Annotated in this window: 17 protein-coding genes; 12 read left to right on the forward strand and 5 right to left on the reverse strand. The window is 36.8% G+C overall.

Features of this window, described 5'->3' with window-relative positions; all coding sequences use genetic code 11:
• Window positions 1–101: 101 nt before the first annotated feature.
• The gene (locus tag KQI94_RS10140; RefSeq protein WP_002368837.1) at window positions 102–815 is read right to left on the reverse strand and encodes an HAD family hydrolase; all 714 of its coding nucleotides are present in this window, start codon (window positions 813–815) and stop codon (window positions 102–104) included.
• A gap of 327 nt (window positions 816–1,142) precedes the next feature.
• On the opposite strand from KQI94_RS10140, the gene KQI94_RS10145 reads away from it, so the two are divergent.
• Window positions 1,143–2,858, forward strand: coding sequence for an ABC transporter ATP-binding protein (locus tag KQI94_RS10145; RefSeq protein ID WP_002389804.1), 1,716 nt, complete (start codon window positions 1,143–1,145; stop codon window positions 2,856–2,858).
• Window positions 2,859–2,901: 43 nt separating this feature from the next.
• Here the strand turns inward: KQI94_RS10145 and trpS are convergent, their stop codons facing one another.
• On the reverse strand, window positions 2,902–3,912 hold the full coding sequence (gene trpS, locus KQI94_RS10150) for a tryptophan--tRNA ligase (protein WP_002359559.1): 1,011 nt from the start codon (window positions 3,910–3,912) through the stop codon (window positions 2,902–2,904).
• Window positions 3,913–4,271: 359 nt separating this feature from the next.
• Here trpS and spxA point away from each other — a divergent pair, with 359 nt between their 5' ends.
• The 4 genes from spxA (at window position 4,272) to pepF (ending at window position 8,803) form a co-directional block, all read left to right on the forward strand.
• A complete protein-coding gene (gene spxA / locus KQI94_RS10155) occupies window positions 4,272–4,670 on the forward strand; it encodes a transcriptional regulator SpxA (RefSeq protein ID WP_002356477.1) in 399 nt (132 codons plus the stop codon).
• 342 nt (window positions 4,671–5,012) lie between these two features.
• Window positions 5,013–5,675 (forward strand): adaptor protein MecA, encoded by a 663-nt coding sequence (locus tag KQI94_RS10160; RefSeq protein ID WP_002356478.1) that lies wholly within the window; start codon window positions 5,013–5,015, stop codon window positions 5,673–5,675.
• Window positions 5,676–5,765: 90 nt separating this feature from the next.
• Window positions 5,766–6,944, forward strand: a complete 1,179-nt coding sequence (locus KQI94_RS10165; RefSeq protein WP_002368839.1) for a competence protein CoiA family protein — start codon at window positions 5,766–5,768, stop codon at window positions 6,942–6,944.
• Window positions 6,945–6,991: 47 nt separating this feature from the next.
• Entirely contained in the window at window positions 6,992–8,803 is a 1,812-nt protein-coding gene (gene pepF, locus KQI94_RS10170) for an oligoendopeptidase F (protein ID WP_002362285.1), read from the forward strand.
• A 91-nt stretch (window positions 8,804–8,894) separates the two neighbouring features.
• On the opposite strand, the gene KQI94_RS10175 is transcribed toward pepF, so the two are convergent.
• Complete coding sequence (locus tag KQI94_RS10175; protein ID WP_002368840.1) at window positions 8,895–9,554, reverse strand: ClpXP adapter SpxH family protein; 660 nt, start codon at window positions 9,552–9,554, stop codon at window positions 8,895–8,897.
• A 63-nt stretch (window positions 9,555–9,617) separates the two neighbouring features.
• Window positions 9,618–10,196, reverse strand: coding sequence for a CYTH domain-containing protein (locus KQI94_RS10180; RefSeq protein ID WP_002368841.1), 579 nt, complete (start codon window positions 10,194–10,196; stop codon window positions 9,618–9,620).
• Window positions 10,197–10,392: 196 nt separating this feature from the next.
• Here KQI94_RS10180 and KQI94_RS10185 point away from each other — a divergent pair, with 196 nt between their 5' ends.
• Genes KQI94_RS10185 through mgtE form a run of 4 tightly spaced genes read left to right on the forward strand, consistent with a single transcriptional unit; the run spans window position 10,393 to window position 14,170 of the window.
• Window positions 10,393–11,067: a GTP pyrophosphokinase family protein gene (locus KQI94_RS10185; RefSeq protein ID WP_002356484.1), complete on the forward strand. Its 675-nt coding sequence runs from the start codon at window positions 10,393–10,395 to the stop codon at window positions 11,065–11,067.
• A gap of 12 nt (window positions 11,068–11,079) precedes the next feature.
• A complete protein-coding gene (locus KQI94_RS10190) occupies window positions 11,080–11,877 on the forward strand; it encodes an NAD kinase (RefSeq protein ID WP_002356486.1) in 798 nt (265 codons plus the stop codon).
• Window positions 11,878–11,884: 7 nt separating this feature from the next.
• On the forward strand, window positions 11,885–12,778 hold the full coding sequence (locus tag KQI94_RS10195) for an RluA family pseudouridine synthase (protein ID WP_002368842.1): 894 nt from the start codon (window positions 11,885–11,887) through the stop codon (window positions 12,776–12,778).
• A gap of 30 nt (window positions 12,779–12,808) precedes the next feature.
• Complete coding sequence (gene mgtE / locus KQI94_RS10200; protein WP_002362548.1) at window positions 12,809–14,170, forward strand: magnesium transporter; 1,362 nt, start codon at window positions 12,809–12,811, stop codon at window positions 14,168–14,170.
• A 117-nt stretch (window positions 14,171–14,287) separates the two neighbouring features.
• On the opposite strand, the gene cutC is transcribed toward mgtE, so the two are convergent.
• Window positions 14,288–14,917, reverse strand: coding sequence for a copper homeostasis protein CutC (gene cutC, locus KQI94_RS10205; RefSeq protein ID WP_002359565.1), 630 nt, complete (start codon window positions 14,915–14,917; stop codon window positions 14,288–14,290).
• Window positions 14,918–15,046: 129 nt separating this feature from the next.
• On the opposite strand from cutC, the gene KQI94_RS10210 reads away from it, so the two are divergent.
• The 3 genes from KQI94_RS10210 to KQI94_RS10220 all read left to right on the forward strand — a co-directional run bounded on the left by KQI94_RS10210 (window position 15,047) and on the right by KQI94_RS10220 (window position 17,571).
• The gene (locus KQI94_RS10210; protein WP_002368843.1) at window positions 15,047–15,892 is read left to right on the forward strand and encodes a methyltransferase domain-containing protein; all 846 of its coding nucleotides are present in this window, start codon (window positions 15,047–15,049) and stop codon (window positions 15,890–15,892) included.
• Between the two features lie 311 nt (window positions 15,893–16,203).
• Window positions 16,204–16,710 (forward strand): tRNA (uridine(34)/cytosine(34)/5-carboxymethylaminomethyluridine(34)-2'-O)-methyltransferase TrmL, encoded by a 507-nt coding sequence (gene trmL / locus KQI94_RS10215; RefSeq protein ID WP_002356493.1) that lies wholly within the window; start codon window positions 16,204–16,206, stop codon window positions 16,708–16,710.
• A gap of 216 nt (window positions 16,711–16,926) precedes the next feature.
• Window positions 16,927–17,571 (forward strand): histidine phosphatase family protein, encoded by a 645-nt coding sequence (locus KQI94_RS10220; RefSeq protein ID WP_002356494.1) that lies wholly within the window; start codon window positions 16,927–16,929, stop codon window positions 17,569–17,571.
• The last annotated feature ends 7 nt before the right edge of the window (window positions 17,572–17,578 follow it).

The raw sequence follows: 17,578 nt of genomic DNA on the forward strand, positions 1-17,578 counted from the left end.
ATTCAATCAAAAAACTGCATAAAAATAGAGTGGAAAAATCCACTCTATAAAAAGTCTAACTTTTTGGGGTCACTACACTTCAATTTGAAGAGCGGCTTTTTTTAAAGATTAAATAATTTCTCCACAGTCGGACAAAGTTCGGTGAAACAAGTGACTTCTGCAAGGTGTGATGCAGGTTGGCAACTTGGTAGTTCACGAGAGCGGTGGTTAAACCAAAGAGAATGCCAGCCACCATTACGTGCGCCTACAATATCATTGTCATAACTATCACCAACATATAAAGTATGTTCAGGTTCCATACAAAATTGATTACAGGCTAAATCAAAAATTTCCTTTTCAGGTTTTTGAAAACCCGTACTTTGAGAAATAATGATATTTTGGCTTGGAACCCATTTTTCAAGATTCAATTGTTTAACTTTTTTAAATTGATGGTCTGTTGGACCATTTGTAATAATCCCCATCGGAATTTCTTTCTCTTGTAAAGTATCAAGAAGCTTAGTAACTTCTGGATGCATCGTAATATTATCCAATTCTTCTTCATAAACTTGTTGGAAAATTTTTCCTTCTTCTTGTGAAATTCCTGGATAGTTTAGATCCTTTAATGTTTCATTCATCCGGAAAAACCGCATGAAATCTAGGGACCATTCATTGGCTAAAACTTTCGGAAACGTTTCATCGCTGTGGTGTCTAAAACGAAGATACAATTCATGCATATCCTCTGTCGCAACGTTTGGGAAAATTTTAGACATCGCATTTCGAAAGGGTTGTTGCTGATCGTACAGCGTGTCATCAACATCAAAAACAATGGTTCTCATTTAACAAGTGCACCTCTTAACTTTTTTACAAAACTTTTCATATGTTATATTGTAGCTGATATTTTCACAAATAAATAGAGTATTTTTCACTGTATTTCAAGGTTTTTCGCAGAAATCAAAGCCTTGCGGGAAAAGACAATTATAGTTATTTTTACCGAAAAAATGGAAACGATAAATGAAAAAATATTCTGATAATGAAAAGTTTGTGAAAATGATTTTGAGTCAAAGTTACTTAAATAACACGTGTTCTGATAGAAGTTAGAATTTTGCAAGAGACAGTCTTTTTCCGTATAATGAATGAGAATGAAGGGGGAGAGTTAGGGAGTTATGTTAAAGCGTTTTTTTGGGTATTATCGACCTTATCGTCGATTATTTATTTTGGATTTTGGGTGTGCCGTTTTTGCGGGGCTGTTAGAGTTGGCTTTTCCAGTAGCAGTCAACCAAGTAATTGATAAGATTATGCCAAAAGGAGATTTTCGCCTCATTGCATTAGCTAGTGCGGGCTTATTTGCATTTTATATAATCAATACGTTTTTACAATTTATTGTGGTTTATTTTGGTCATATGTTAGGCGTGAATATTGAAACAGATATGCGTGAAGAATTATATCAACATCTTCAAACACAACCGTTTGAGTATTATGATAATCAAAAAACAGGGAAATTAATGAGCCGTTTGACCACTGATCTTTTTGAAATTTCGGAAGTGGCGCATCATGGTCCAGAAGACGTCTTTATTACGATTATGACGTTAGCAGGTTCTTTTTTATTAATGTTAACCATTCACGTGAAATTAGCCATCGCTACGTTTATTTTATTGCCATTTATCACGATTGCGCTAGGCTATTTTAATAAAAAAATGACAAAAGCGAATACGGATATTTACGATAATTTAGGTGAATTTAATGCTGGGATTGAAGCGTCAGTAAGTGGGATACGTGTCACGCAATCTTTTGCAAATGAACCATTTGAACGAAAACAGTTTAATTATTTAAATCAAATGTATCGAAAATCGAAATTATATTTTTATAAGGTGATGGGTGTCAGTTCCGCCTATAATTACTTATTAATTCGTCTGATAAATTTATTTTCATTAATTTTTGGTGCGTATTATACAATTAAAGGAGAAATTACAGAAGGTCAGTTTGTAGGGTTTATTTTATTAGCCAATATTTTTATTCGGCCGATTGAAAAAGTCAACAATATGATTGAAAGCTATCCCAAAGGATTTGCTGGTTTTAAACGTTTTACGGAAGAAACGGACAAACAACCGTCCATCAAAGATTTGCCAGGAGCTGTTGCTGTTTCGCATTTAGAAGGAACGATTGCCTATAAAGATGTTTCATTTGCTTATGAAGATGGCACAAAAGTTTTAGACCATATCAATTTAAAAATTCAACCTGGTGAAACCGTTGCTTTCGTTGGCCAAAGTGGTTCAGGAAAAACGACCTTGTGCAATCTGTTGCCTCGTTTTTATGAAGTCAGTAGTGGTGAAATTACGATTGACGGTAGAAATATCCAGCAAATGACCTTGGCTTCATTACGTAAGCAGATTGGAATTGTTCAACAAGATGTGTTTTTATTCCCTGGAACATTACGAGAAAATATTGCTTATGGGAATTTAAATGCTACAGAAATAGACATTCAACAAGCGGTGAAATTAGCACATTTAGAACATGTAATTCAGCTAATGCCAGATGGCTTGGACACAATTATTGGCGAACGTGGCGTGAAATTATCGGGCGGTCAAAAGCAGCGAGTGGCAATTGCGCGAATGTTCTTGAAGAACCCGCCGATTTTAATTCTAGATGAAGCGACTTCTGCATTAGATACAGAAACAGAGCAAGTGATTCAAGAGTCATTAAACTCGTTAGCTGACGGGCGAACAACATTAATTATTGCCCACAGACTGGCAACGATTAAACATGCTGATCGAATAATCGTAGTGAGTGACCAAGGAATTTTAGAAGATGGAACACATGAAACTTTGTACGCGCAAAGAGGCCACTATCGTCGCTTGTACGATGCTCAATTTAGAACATAAAAAAACCCGCGAATAAAACTTCGCGGGTTTTTATTATGTTTAGTTAGCGCCGAACTTTTCTTCCCAAACCAACAGCATTTTTCATTCGTTGAAGTGTTTTGTTGGCTACCTGGCGAGCGTTTTCTGCGCCCTCATCTAAAATCATATCTAATTCTTCTGAAGCTAAAAGTTCTTGGTAGCGCACTTGAATAGGTTCTAATAAGGCAACTACTGCTTCTGCTAAATCTGCTTTGAAGTCTCCATAGCCTTTGCCTTCGTAAGCTTGAACAAGTTCCTCAACAGTTTGACCTGTCGCAGCAGAATAAATATTTAGTAAGTTAGTAATGCCAGGCTTTTCTTCTTTATTATATTCAATTACACCGGTTGAATCAGTTACAGCAGAGCGGATTTTTTTGCGAATCACTGCTGGTTCATCAAGCATTGAAATAAAGCCCTTCACATTTGTATCAGACTTACTCATCTTTTTCGTTGGTTCTTGTAAGCTCATAATTCGACTACCTTGCTCAGCGATTTTTACTTCAGGCATCGTTAAAATTTCTTGATTTTTTTGGGCGTAACGTTTGTTGAAGCGTTCCACAAAATCACGTGTTAATTCTAAATGTTGTTTTTGATCATCTCCGACTGGCACTAAGTCAGCGTTGTACAACACGATATCACCAACCATTAATGGAGGGTATGTTAAAAGACCAGCGCTTACGCCAGCACGACCATTTTTTTGAGATTTATCTTTAAATTGTGTCATTCGCTCTAACTCACCAATAGAAGTATTGCACTGAATGATCCAACCAGCTTCTGCATGGGCACTCACTTCAGACTGTATGAAAATTGTTGCTTTTTGTGGGTCTAAACCAACCGCTAGGTAAAGAGCTGCTAAGCTACGAATTTGCTGGCGTAGCTTTTGCGGTTCTTGGGGAACGGTAATGGCATGTTCATCTACAATACAAAAATAACAATTGTATTCATTTTGTAATTCGATAAATTGTTTCATTGCACCAATGTAATTTCCGATTGTCGGAGTACCACTGGGCTGAATACCAGAAAAAATTGTTTTCATTAAATAACCACCTGACTTTAGACTTAAGATAGTGAATAGTTCTATTATACATTTTATTAGAAAAAAATACATGGGAACTTCTTGAAAAATCCCCAAGAGAAGTAAATTATAACAGCAACCATAAAAATAGAAAACTGTATTACTTTTTTACAGAATCATAACGAATATCCATAAAATTTCATAAAAATTAACCCTAATTTTACACGGATGTAATGAAGGAAAAATAAACAAAGTTAATAAAAAATGTTTAAAAACCCCTAGTATTTTTATTAGAAATTAGGTATACTGGTTTTAAATAGAGGAACAGTACAGTTCCCTGTTTCAGAAACGCGATGATTCGCGAAAAGGAGTGATGCACAATGTTGACACTTTATACTTCCCCGAGTTGCACGTCATGTCGTAAGGCTAGAGCCTGGTTGCAAGAGCACGAAATTCCTTTTAAAGAAAGAAATATTTTTTCTGAACCTTTAAATATTGAGGAATTAAAAGCAATTTTAATCATGACAGAAGATGGAACAGAAGAGATTATCTCTACTCGCTCTAAAGTTTTCCAAAAATTAAATATGGATTTGGACGAGCTTCCACTTCAAGATTTATTAGAGTTGGTTCAAGAAAACCCTGGATTGTTGCGTCGGCCAATTATGATTGATGAGAAAAGATTACAAGTCGGTTTTAACGAAGATGAAATTCGTCGATTCTTACCAAGAGATGTTCGACAACTGGAATTGCGCCAAGCACAATTAATGGCAGGTTTATAAAAAATATAAAATTTTGTTCTTTATTTGTTAATTGTAATAAAGAACGATTCATATGAATTTAGGGCCAGGGATTTTTATCTCTGGCTTTTTAATACATATTTAGAACTTGTATTCATTTGATTTGGCAGAACGTGGTCAAGGAAAAATAGTATCTTTTTTGGAGAGACTGCGTTAAGATGAAGAGGTAGAAGGAGCGAAAAACCAATCGTTAAAAAAGTTCAAAGTTTATAAAACGTTCGCTAGTTTTCGAGGATTTATAGACTTTCCACTTTACTTTTGTGTAGTTTTCGCTACAATGAACGTAAGAAGTTTCCTGATTGAAGCAAAGAGAGGTGTAGCGCTATGGAAATGGAACATATTAATGAAAATACGATTCGTGTGTTAATTGGCAACGAAGACCTGGCGGATAGAGGGATTACTTTTCTTGACTTACTAGGAAACCACAAAGATGTTGAAAATTTCTTTTATAGTATTTTAGAAGAAGTTGATGTCGAAGATGAATTCCAAGGTAGTGAAGCAGTCACTTTCCAAGTCTTGCCTAAAAATGATGGTTTAGAACTGTTTATTAGTAAAAATGTCGCTATGGACGACTTGTCTTCCTTAGAAGGTCTGAGCGAAGTCAATGCAGATGTTAGCGAATTGATTCGCAAACAAATTGAAGCAGACAAAGCAGCCGCCGATGAACTTGATGAGATGGAAGCCACAGATGAAACAAACAGAAATGTAATCTTTGAATTAGATAATTTTGAAGCGATGATCCAATTATCCAAAGAAGTCTTCATGCAATCTGTTTTGACTAACTTATACACGTACAACGATCGTTATTACTTACAAGTTTTGTTCTTAACCGATGAATTAGAAAAAACAAATGTTGACAATGAAATTGCACAGATTTTAGAATTTGCTCATAAAACAACTGTCACTCAGGATACTTTAGTCGAATATGGCACTTGTATTATGGAACGCAGTGCGTTGGAATTAACACGTTATTACTTTAATGATTAAGCAAAAAAGCAAAAACTTTCGGGTTTTTGCTTTTTTTTTTTGATGAAAATTAAGAAACTTTACGTAGTTTATTTATGAGAGGTGAAAATCATGTTAACAGCTTTAACGGTAGACAACCAAGAGTTATTTTCTTTAATCGATTGCTCGATTGATGAATTAACACAGATACGAAGCGAACAAGCTTTTGTGTGTCCAATGTGTCATCAATCGGTCATTTTGAAGGCAGGCCCCATTAAAATACCCCATTTTGCTCATCGTAAAAAGAATAGTTGTTGGTACGAAGCAGAAGCTGAAACAGAAGAACACCTCCGCTTGAAGCAGCTTTTTGCGGAAAAGTGTTTACGCGAAAAGCTGTCCTTTCAAGTTGAGGCATACTTACCCGCCTTGAAGCAACGCCCAGATTTACTCATTGGCAAGATAGCCATTGAAATTCAATGTAGTCCATTGCCAATTAAACGTTTGGTGGAACGGACGGAGACTTATCAAGCTCATGGCTATCAAGTTGTTTGGATTTTAGGTGAACGATTAGTGCCTAAAGACAAGCTCACGCAATTAACGAAACAATTTCTTTACTTTTCGGAGTCCTTGGGGTTTTATTTATGGACGGCCAATAAGAAACAAGAACGAATAGAATTACTTTGTCATATTGAAGAGAGTCAATGTCAACAATTTTATAGAAGAAAACAATCATGGGATTTTTACGAAAAACAATTACTAGAAATCTTCCGACTACCGACCGCTAATTTAAATTTACTGCCAGATAGACGGCACACTGGCCAATTGATGCATGATTATTATCAAAAATTGACGCAACAACTTGGTTACAGAAATGCTCAGTTGCTTAGAACACAGAGTTTTTTATACACGAAAGGTTGTCACCTTCTCCAGTTACCTCCTTGGTTTTACTATCCTGGATTGAAGCTATTACCTTCTTCTGAAGAAGATATTCATTTAAAAATGCTTGTTTGGGAAGCACTAAAAACCGAAGAAGAGCGTTTAGTGACCAAACAGGAACTATGGCGTATCTTGGAAGCTGTTTTTTTGGAAGAAGGGAACTTTGTTTGGCAGCCACTGCCGAATATTGGCTTAAAAAAGCTTTTTAAAATTGTGGGAAATAACTTATTGAGATGGTTACAAGAATGTTATGTGTTAATTAAAGTAAACAATAAGTACCTAATAACTAGTATTTTCCTAAGAGAAGATCCAGAAAAGCTCATTCATTGGCTAAAAAAAGTGAAAAAACAACATTTTTTTAGTCACACGTGTTAAATTATGATAGTATAATGAGTAAAACGTTTCTTAAAGGAGAGTAAACTATGAGCGAAATTAAACAATTACCAACACGTGATGAAGTTCCAACTCCATTGACTTGGGATTTAACCAAAATTTTTAAAGATGATGCTGCTTTTGATGCTGCGTATAATCAGTTGACAGAAGAGCTAAATCAAGCAGAATCATTTAAAGGAACCTTAGGGAATGGTGCAGAAGCTTTTCTAGCTGCGTTAGAATACGTTTTAGATGTCTATCGAAAAGTGGAAACATTATATGTCTATTCTCATTTAAAAAATGATCAAGACACTACAAATACAGCTTACCAAGCTTTATATGCCAGAGCTAGTTCTTTATATGCACAAGTTAGTGAAGCTGTTTCTTGGTTTGACCCAGAGGTTTTAACATTAAGTGATGAACAAATCTGGGGATATTTTGAAGAGCAGCCGAAATTAGCTGTTTATCGTCACTATATTCAAAATATTTTAGATGAACGTCCCCATGTTTTATCGATGGAACAAGAAGCTTTACTGGCGGGGGCTAGTGAAATTTTTGGTGCCTCAAGTAATACATTTTCAATTTTAAATAATGCAGACTTAGAATTTCCAACTGTGCAAAATGCTGAAGGCGAAACGATTCAACTTTCTCATGGCGTTTATGGTCAGTTAATGGAAAGTGTCGATCCATCTGTTCGTGAAGCAGCATTTAAAGGTTTGTACAAAGTATACAAACAATTTAGAAATACATTAGCCTCAACTTTAGGTGCACATGTTAAAACGCATAATTATAAAGCAAAAATTAGAAATTATGATTCTGCTCGGGCAGCCTCTTTAGCAAGTAATCATATCCCTGAAAGTGTTCACGAAACATTAGTAGCTGTAGTAAATAAACATTTACCTTTGCTACATCGTTATGTAAAATTAAGAAAAAAATTATTAAACGTAGAAGAATTACACATGTACGACTTGTATGCGCCTTTGCTAGGTGAAGCACCAATTCGTTACAGCTATGAAGAAGCAAAAGAAAAAGCAATTGAGGCTTTAAAACCACTAGGTGAAGACTATTTATCTATTGTTAAAGAAGCTTTTTCAAGTCGTTGGATTGATGTGATTGAAAATCAAGGAAAACGAAGTGGCGCATATTCTTCAGGAGCTTATGATACAGCCCCATACATTTTAATGAATTGGCATGATAGTTTGGATCAACTATTTACATTAGTCCATGAGATGGGCCATAGTGTTCATAGTTACTATACAAGAAATAATCAGCCGTATGTTTATGGCGACTATTCAATTTTCTTAGCTGAGATTGCTTCAACCACAAATGAAAATATTTTAACAGAATATTTATTACAAACAGAAACAGATCCTAAAGTACGTGCGTATGTCTTAAATCACTATTTAGACGGCTTTAAGGGAACCATTTTCCGTCAAACGCAATTTGCGGAATTTGAACATTTTATTCACACGGAAGATGCTAAAGGCACGCCATTAACAAGTGAATATTTGAGTGAGTATTATGGCGAGCTCAATGCTAAATATTATGGACCAGAAGTAGTTAGAGACGAAGAAATCAGTTACGAATGGGCGAGAATTCCACATTTTTATTACAATTACTATGTTTATCAATATGCAACTGGCTTCTCAGCCGCTTCGGCATTGTCTAAACATATTTTAGCTGGAGAAGAAGGAGCTTTAGAGAAGTACCTTAACTACTTGAAAGCAGGAAGTAGTGACTTCCCAATTGAAGTGATGAAAAAAGCGGGCGTGGATATGACACAAGCCGCGTATATCGAAGATGCAATGAAAGTTTTTGAAGAACGTTTAACGGAATTAGAAGCTTTGGTTGAAAAATTATAGACAAAGAAGTGGGATATAAGTCGAAATGACTTATATCCCACTTTTTAACTCTTAAGATAATTGGTTAACAGCTTTCGTCGCAGCATCTTTTTTATAATAAATGTAAATGTCCATTTGGAAAATGATAATTGGAGCGACGTTTAAATTCAAAGGTTGCGTCACCTTGGTTCAGCAACGGTTCGTTATGTGGATGGACACGACAAAGTTGTTTAATTTCATCCATGTTTTCAAAATTTTCGACTAAAATGCCGAAATCGTTCTCGCAAGTATAGTTGTAAACGACTGCGGTAGGATGTTGTTTAATCCCCATTTCTCGAGCAACTTTTTGGTCGGTTTGGAAAGATTCTTTGACAAAATCGGATTGTCGGTCTTTACGATACATATCAATATCCCCGCCGGCCGCTAGAAGTAGTTCTTCTGATAACTCAGGAGAGTAAGCTAGACCGTCTTCAGCTACTGCTTTTTGTAAGCCAATCAACAATTGTCGGCCTTTTTTTCGGCCTTGTAACTGTGCTGCTTTATAGTCAAGAGCGGCTGAGTATAAATCTTCAAAAATTCGATTCCGTCGTTTAATGTCATTAATCGGAATATGTTGACGACTCAAAAATTCATTGATCGTTTTCATGTTTAATAAAGGAATAAAGCGCAATTGTATTTTCTTCTTGTCGTTAACAGACAATTGTATAATTTCTTTTTCAATTTCTAAACAGACGCCGCCTAAAGGATTGACGAACAAATAAATTTCAACCATTCATACTTCCTCCAATGCCATGCTTTTTCAAATACAGGTGCCAGAACGTCAGTGCTTCGAATACTAAGGGGCAGTGGTCCGCATCATGCGTTGAATCTTGTTAGGTGCAAGCGTAATGGGAATGTTCAAATCAGCCATTAATGTTTGAAACGCTTGCTTGCCGCTTTCAGCTTCAGTAACTTCTAACTCTAATTCAAAATCGTGCTGTTGGTTATACCAACTTTCGTCTAACGCAAGTAATCCTTGAGGAATTTGTTTTTCTGCACGTGCTGTTTTTAATGAACCAATTAAATGGATCGAGGCGATTTCAATACCTAATTCTTGTAATTTCTTCGCCACAGCCCCCTCAGTAGGGAGGTGATTCTTTTTGATAAAGTGGTTCGCCGTCTCAAGCGATAAAGGGTCATTGATTTCTAATAATCCTTCTGGCGCAGGAACTTTTAAGGTTAACTCACCACGATCTGCTAATACGCGAATTCTTAAGCCCATTCGTTGTGCTTTTAATTGAAAATCGTCCGTATCAAAATAATGATTTGTTTGCGTAAAAAAGTCCGTTTTTTGAATAGCAAAATGGTCGATTAATCGTTTGAAATCTTGCGGACTAACTAATGTTTTAAATTCAATTTCTAAGTGCTCACTCATGGGGTTCTCTCTCTTTCTTAAATCACTCCAATTTTCACATATTATATAGGTTTCCGTCAAGAAAAGTGGTCTTCTCTGTGAAAATTTTTTCTAATGAAAGGCGTTTGGAAATCAAATAGCGAATAACACCCTATTTTAGGGAGGACTGTGGTAAAATAATCAGTGAATGAAATTCAAGGAAATTGAGGGATCTACCATGGAACGAGAGTGGGAGCTGTTTTTAGCGCCATATGAACAGGCGGTCAGCGAATTAAAAGTAAAACTACGAGGTATTCGTAAACAATTTCGGGAGCAAGATAAACACATACCAATTGAATTCGTTACAGGACGTGTGAAACCAGTAGATAGTATTTTGACAAAGACGGCTATTCGGCATATTCCTTTAAATCGGATTGAAGAAGAAATGCAAGACATTGCTGGTTTGCGGATTATGTGCCAATTTGTGGAAGACATTTACCAGGTAGTCGCACTTTTAAGAAATCGTAAAGACTTAAAAATTGTGGAAGAACGGGACTACATTGAAAATAAAAAAGAAAGTGGCTATCGTTCGTACCATGTGGTGGTGGAATATCCTGTGCAATTAGTCACCGGGGAAAAGATTATTTTGGCCGAAATCCAAATTCGGACACTTTCCATGAATTTTTGGGCAACGATTGAACATTCTTTGAATTATAAATATCAAGGTGTCTTTCCTGAAGAAATGAAAGAACGCCTTCAGCGAGCGGCAGAGGCAGCCTATTTATTAGATGAAGAAATGTCATCTATTCGTGAAGAAATTCAAGAAGCACAACATTACTTCTCTCATGGCCGTGGATTGCTAGAAAACGAATACTATAAGCAAATTAAAAACGAAACACCAGAAAATCAGTAAAGGAGTCTGCTTATGAAAGTGGCGATTGTTCATAACTCGGAAGAAAAATCGAAACAAGTCACAAAACAACTGACAACACTATTAGAGCAAAACCAAATTCAAATAGACAATCGTCAACCTGAACTTGTGATTTCAGTCGGCGGAGATGGTACGCTTCTTTCCGCTTTTCATCGATTTAATCATCTGTTAAACGAAGTAAGTTTCTTAGGTGTACATACCGGACACTTGGGTTTCTATACAGATTGGCGTGATTATGAATTAAAAGAACTAGTTGAAAGTTTATGTATTCATCGTGAAAAAAGTACGAGTTATCCATTATTAGATGTGCGGATTCGGTTTAGAGATGGGAAACCAGATAAACATTTTTTAGCATTAAATGAATCGACAATTAAACGAGGAAACCGGACGATGGTGGGCGATGTGTTTATTAAAGACGAACTGTTTGAACGATTTCGTGGTGATGGGTTGTCGATTTCGACCCCAACCGGCTCTACTGCGTATAATAAAAGTATTGGTGGAGCTGTTTTGCATCCTAGCATTAATGCGTTTCAGTTAACCGAAATCGCCTCCTTAAACAATCGTGTCTTTCGAACATTGGGGTCACCGATTGTAATCGCACATACGGAGTGGCTGGAGATTAAATTACAGGAAAGTGATGATTATTTTGTCACGGTGGACCAATTAGATATTTATCAAGAAAATATCGCTTCTGTCTGCTATCGAATTGCAGACGAACGGATTCATTTTGCCTCTTATCGGCACATGCATTTTTGGCATCGAGTGAAAGATGCCTTTATTGGTGAGGATTAATTAAACGATGGAATTTCAATGGACATATGACAAAGAAACAACACAACAAGTGAAATATTTTTTAAAGGAACAAGGTGTTTCAAAAGGGTTATTAGCTAAGGTGAAATTTCAGGGTGGTAAAATTCAAGTGAATGGGACCGTTCAAAATGCCATCTATCCTTTACAAACTGGCGATGTCGTTAAAATGACGATTCCAGATGAAGCGGAACATGAGACATTATTAACAGATGATGAACCGATTGAAATTGTGTTTGAAGATGATCATTTTTTAGTAGTTAATAAGCCTGCTGGCATTGCCTCGATACCTGCTCAGTATCATCCTTCAGGAACGATGGCGAATCGTGTTAAGGGCTATTACAAGCGTCAAAATTACGTGAATCAAGTTATTCATGTCGTGACTCGTTTAGATCGAGATACTTCTGGGCTGATGTTATTTGCGAAACACGGCTTTGCTCATGCTTTAATTGACCAAGAATTACGAGAAAAAAAAGTGACAAAAATTTATTATGCCCTTGTTGGTGGAGCGATTGAGCAGTTAAACGAGCATCAATTGATTGAAAAGCCAATTGGGCGCGACTTGTCCTCTTTATTAAAACGCCAAGTTATCGAAACAGGTCAATTTGCTAGTACAGAATATTGGCTCGCAAAAAGAGGAGCCCAAGCAGCAGCTGTGCGCATTCAGCTCCATACAGGACGAACACATCAAATTCGGGTACATTTTGAAGCAATTGGCTGTTCATTGTTAGGGGATGAGATGTATCATGGAAAGATGGATCAAGGAATTGAGCGGCAAGCGTTGCATTGCATAGAACTAATTTTTACTCATCCTTTTACCAAAGAAACGGTTCATCTGATTTCCCCACTAGCGGAGGATATGAAAAGTGTAGATGATACGTTATAATAATAAAGAGGCAGGAGGGGAAAGTGTAAGATGAATGAAGGCCAAGAAATGGAAGAGCAATTTGCCCTTCTTTTAGAAACGCTAAAAAATCAACAAATGAACGAATTTCGTGAGCTGTTTTTAGCGTTACACATTTATGAACAAGGACAATTTTACCAATCGTTAGATGAAAAAGACCGACAACATTTATACAATTACCTATCTCCGAAAGAACTAGCGGATATGTTTGATGTTATCGAAGAAGATAATGAGAATATGAAAGACTATTTAGCTGAAATGCGCCCAAGCTATGCAGCCGATATGTTAGCTGAGATGTATACCGATAATGCGGTGGATTTACTAAATATGTTAGATAAAAGCCAAAAGGCGAAATATCTTAGTTTGTTAAGTAGTGAAGAAGCAGGCGAAATTAAAGAGTTACTTCATTACGAAGATGAAACTGCTGGGGCGATTATGACCACCGAATTTGTTTCGATTGTGGCGAATCAAACAGTGCGTTCTGCGATGTACGTCTTAAAAAATCAAGCGGACATGGCGGAAACAATCTATTACGTTTACGTAGTCGACCAAGAAAATCATTTAGTCGGCGTTATTTCGTTGCGGGATTTAATTGTTAATGATGATGATACCTTGATTGCTGATATTTTGAATGAACGGGTTATTTCAGTTCATGTCGGCGATGACCAAGAAGATGTCGCGCAAACAATTCGTGACTATGACTTCTTAGCTGTGCCAGTTACAGATTATGATGATCATTTGTTGGGGATTGTAACAGTTGATGATATTATTGATGTTATCGATGATGAAGCCGCTAGCGACTACTCTGGTTTAGCCGGGGTCGACGTTGAAGAAGTTAGTGAGAACCCTTTAAAAGCCGCTTCTAAACGATTACCTTGGTTAATTACGCTGCTGTTTTTAGGGATGTCTACGGCCTCGTTAATCAGTAATTATGAGTCGTTAGTTAGCGAAGCGAGTATTTTAGCCGTTTTTATTTCTTTAATTACCGGAACAGCCGGCAATGCCGGGACACAATCATTGGCGGTCGCGGTACGCCGTTTGGCTATGAAAGATGAAAAGGATAGTAATTTTGGTCGCTTAATCTTAAGTGAAGTGCTCACGGGACTAGTGACGGGGGCTGTGACAGGTTTAACCATTATGATTGTGGTTGGCGTGTGGCAACATAATCTTCCGCTTGGATTTGTGATTGGGATGGCAATGCTCTGTGCAATTACTGTGGCGAATTTAGCAGGGAGTTTAATCCCAATGTTAATGGATAAATTAGGGTTTGATCCCGCAGTTGCCAGTGGCCCGTTTATTACTACCTTAAGTGATTTAACCAGTGTATTAATTTATTTCAATATTGCCAGCATGTTTATGCGTTATTTTGTTTAAAAAATTGCACTTATTTATCATGAGACTGAGGTAAAAGGATTCGTTGGTTTGCTTGAAATCAAAAAAGTGAGATAGCCGTTAATACGACGGCTACCTCACTTTTTTAGATACAAGAAATTAAACAATTTTTGTGCCATGGACTTCTGTGACTTTTAAAGTGTCCATCACAGTTTGAACGTTTTCTGTGGAAATACCGCCACCTGGTAAAATAAGAATCCGTTGATCTGCGTAGGCAATTAATTCTTTTAAATGATCAAAGTTGTCTTCGATAGGGGTACCAGCTGGCCCGCCATGAGTTAAAATACGCGTCACACCACGCTCAGCTAACCAGTCGATCGCCTTAAATTGGTTTTCTTTCGACAAGGCATCAAAAGCCATATGGAAAGTGATTTGCAAGCCTTCAGCTGTTTCAATGAATAAGTCCAAAGCTTCTTCATCTAACCAACCGTCCTCAGTTAAACAGCCAATAACAATGCCGTCGGTTCCTAATTTCTTTGCTTCGATTAAATCGGTATGCATAATTTTTAATTCAATATCATTATAGACAAAATTGCCGCCACGAGGACGAATGATTGTCATCACTGGTACAGAATGTTCGCCAGCGTATGCTAAGACTTCTTCAATAACACCAGTACTTGGCGTCGTTCCACCCACGGCTAAGTTATCGCATAATTCGATGCGATTCGCACCTTTTTGAATGGCTTGGGGAATCTTAGTGAAATTTTCGGCACAGAATTCTTTAATCATTTCTTATCGCTCCTTGCTTTTTCTTCACAGGCATTGTACCATAATTCTGCTTACTACCATAGCCCTGAAAAAAAGAGTGCAACTTTTTATAAGAGAAAATGTTCATTTAATGAACGTAAGGAGTTTTAAATGTTAAAGAAAATTGAACGAGCACAACAATTATTGAAAAAAGAAGCAGCCGTATTTCGCTGTCCAACTTGTCATGAACCAATGCATGTAGAAGGGGTTGGTCTGATTTGTCAACAGAGACATCAATTTGATTTATCCAAGAAAGGCACGCTATACTTTCTAAATCATGGCGTTCAGACAGAATATAATAAAAAAATGTTTACTTCTCGAGGAAAAATGATTCAAAGTGGCATGTACGCGCCTGTTTTAAACAAAATTATGCACTATCTTCCTCAAAATAAAACAGTAGTCGATGTTGGTTGTGGTGAAGGGAGTTTTCTTGCTGAGTTAAGTCAAGCAGGCTTATCTGGACTGAAAATCGGGTTTGATTTATCAAAGGAAGGAATCTATTTAGCAAGTAATCAGCCAATTGATGCGTTTTGGTGTGTGGCGGATTTAACGAATTTGCCATTTGCGAATGAAGGGTTTGATACGATTTTAAATATTTTTTCCCCTTCACATTATCAAGAATTTCAGCGAGTACTAAAAGCTGACGGGACTGTGATTAAAATTATTCCTGAAGAGAATTACTTAAAGGAATTACGAGCGGCTTTTTATCCCAATGACGAAAAGAAACAAATTTATTCCAATCAAAAAGTAGTCCAACGTTTTGCCGAGGAATTAGCTGTGGAAGTAGATGAACGAATAACTTATTGCTTTGACATTCCCGAGGAAAGACGGTTGGATTTATTAGAAATGTCGCCATTAGAGTGGCAAGTTTCTCAAGAAGTTAAAGCCGAGCTACAACAGCGACCATTGGAAAAAATCACGATTGACGTCCGCTTGTTAGTAGGTCGTAAAAGATAGACTTTTTTGTGAAGAAAATCCTAAAAAAGTCTTGCAATAAAGTGACATTGGTGTTATATTACTTACAAGTTGTTTTTTCATTGGTTTTTATCAGGGTCCTGTTCTGATAAAAGTTAGTGAAGAGACCTTCACTAACGTAACGACTCGCCGTGCTAGACACCGAGACGGTACGTTTTTTTTATTGGTTAGAATAGCTGCCGCCTGACATCATCGCGTCATGCGGTTTTTTTTGAAAATAAGTATTGTGGGCGCTATTTATTTTGAATTTATGCTAAAATGAACACGATTGATATTTGAGGAGCTGAAGATAGTTGACGAACCATATTGTTTTATTTGAACCACAAATTCCAGCAAATACTGGAAATATTGCACGGACATGTGCAGCGACGAATACACCGTTGCATTTAATTGAACCTTTAGGATTTTCAACAGATGATAAACACTTAAAACGTGCTGGATTAGATTATTGGAATGATGTAAATATTACGTATCATAAAGATTTGGCTGCCTTTTTAGCCCATGTGGCAGGCAAACACTTGCATTTAGTAACCAAATTTGCTCACCAAACATACAGCGAGGTCAATTATAATGATGGCGAGGACCATTATTTCCTTTTTGGAAAAGAAACAACGGGCTTACCAGAAACGTTTATGCGAGAAAACGAAGAAAAGTGTATCCGAATTCCTATGAATGATGAACATGTGCGCTCATTGAATCTTTCTAACACTGCCGCACTAATTGTTTATGAAGCCTTACGTCAGCAAAATTTTCCGAACTTAGAACTGACGCATCATTATGAAAATGATAAATTGGATTAAAAAAAGTTAAGACAGTAGCGCTTTTTTCAAAAATGTCAGAAGAAAGTGGTTTTATTTTTACTGTTGCCCAATTTTCAAGCCTAGAACAAAAAACAATTTAGATTTTTGTTCTAGGCTTATTTTGCTTGGATTACTAGAAACTTCCATGGATATTTTCGCAGGGAAGTGATAAACTAGAAAGACATATGAAGAGATAAAGAAGTTTGGAGAAGTTACATGAAATTATATTTTACACGACATGGAAAAACTGAATGGAATCAACAGAAACGATTTCAAGGAATGACAGGAGATTCGCCGTTATTACCAACTAGTTATGACGAAATTAAACAATTAGGCCAATATTTACAAGATATTCCGTTTGAAAAAATTTATTCTAGTCCGCTATTACGTGCCAAAAATACTGCGCGGGGAATTCAACAAGAATTGAATCATCCAGTTGAAATTGTTTATACAGATACCTTAAAAGAATTAGGTTTAGGTCGTCTAGAAGGACAATATATTGAAGAAATGCGTAATTTTTATGGAGAAGAATTAGATCATTTACGGCATCGTTTAGATTTGTATGATCCAACAATTTTTGATGGTGAACCAATCGAGCAAGCGATTCAACGGATTTCAGAAACAGTTGCTGAAGCGGCGAAACAGCACGAAGGTCCAGTTCTATTTGTCGGACACGGAGCAGCGCTGACGGCGGCAATCCAAGCGATGGCTGGTAAACCATTATCAGAATTACGGACAATGGGCGGGCTGTTAAACAATAGCCTCTCAATCCTTGAAACCAAAGAGGCATCAAGGAACATGCCGTACGACTTAACGTTATGGAATGATACGTCTTTTTTAGCTAAAGAAAAAGCACAATAAGCACACA

Source organism: Enterococcus sp. S183_ASV_20, from assembly GCF_018919685.1.
In the GTDB taxonomy this organism is placed as follows: Bacteria; Bacillota; Bacilli; order Lactobacillales; family Enterococcaceae; genus Enterococcus; species Enterococcus faecalis.

Bases quoted from the DNA above. Each gene is read 5' to 3' on its own strand.
- KQI94_RS10190 (WP_002356486.1), top strand. From the start codon at position 11,080: ATGAAAGTGGCGATTGTTCATAACTCGGAAGAAAAATCGAAACAAGTC.
- spxA (WP_002356477.1), top strand. From the start codon at position 4,272: ATGTTGACACTTTATACTTCCCCGAGTTGCACGTCATGTCGTAAGGCT.
- KQI94_RS10185 (WP_002356484.1), top strand. From the start codon at position 10,393: ATGGAACGAGAGTGGGAGCTGTTTTTAGCGCCATATGAACAGGCGGTC.
- KQI94_RS10140 (WP_002368837.1), bottom strand. From the start codon at position 815: ATGAGAACCATTGTTTTTGATGTTGATGACACGCTGTACGATCAGCAA.
- KQI94_RS10210 (WP_002368843.1), top strand. From the start codon at position 15,047: ATGTTAAAGAAAATTGAACGAGCACAACAATTATTGAAAAAAGAAGCA.
- KQI94_RS10195 (WP_002368842.1), top strand. From the start codon at position 11,885: ATGGAATTTCAATGGACATATGACAAAGAAACAACACAACAAGTGAAA.
- KQI94_RS10175 (WP_002368840.1), bottom strand. From the start codon at position 9,554: ATGGTTGAAATTTATTTGTTCGTCAATCCTTTAGGCGGCGTCTGTTTA.
- KQI94_RS10180 (WP_002368841.1), bottom strand. From the start codon at position 10,196: ATGAGTGAGCACTTAGAAATTGAATTTAAAACATTAGTTAGTCCGCAA.
- mgtE (WP_002362548.1), top strand. From the start codon at position 12,809: ATGAATGAAGGCCAAGAAATGGAAGAGCAATTTGCCCTTCTTTTAGAA.
- KQI94_RS10220 (WP_002356494.1), top strand. From the start codon at position 16,927: ATGAAATTATATTTTACACGACATGGAAAAACTGAATGGAATCAACAG.
- pepF (WP_002362285.1), top strand. From the start codon at position 6,992: ATGAGCGAAATTAAACAATTACCAACACGTGATGAAGTTCCAACTCCA.
- cutC (WP_002359565.1), bottom strand. From the start codon at position 14,917: ATGATTAAAGAATTCTGTGCCGAAAATTTCACTAAGATTCCCCAAGCC.
- trpS (WP_002359559.1), bottom strand. From the start codon at position 3,912: ATGAAAACAATTTTTTCTGGTATTCAGCCCAGTGGTACTCCGACAATC.
- KQI94_RS10160 (WP_002356478.1), top strand. From the start codon at position 5,013: ATGGAAATGGAACATATTAATGAAAATACGATTCGTGTGTTAATTGGC.
- KQI94_RS10145 (WP_002389804.1), top strand. From the start codon at position 1,143: ATGTTAAAGCGTTTTTTTGGGTATTATCGACCTTATCGTCGATTATTT.
- KQI94_RS10165 (WP_002368839.1), top strand. From the start codon at position 5,766: ATGTTAACAGCTTTAACGGTAGACAACCAAGAGTTATTTTCTTTAATC.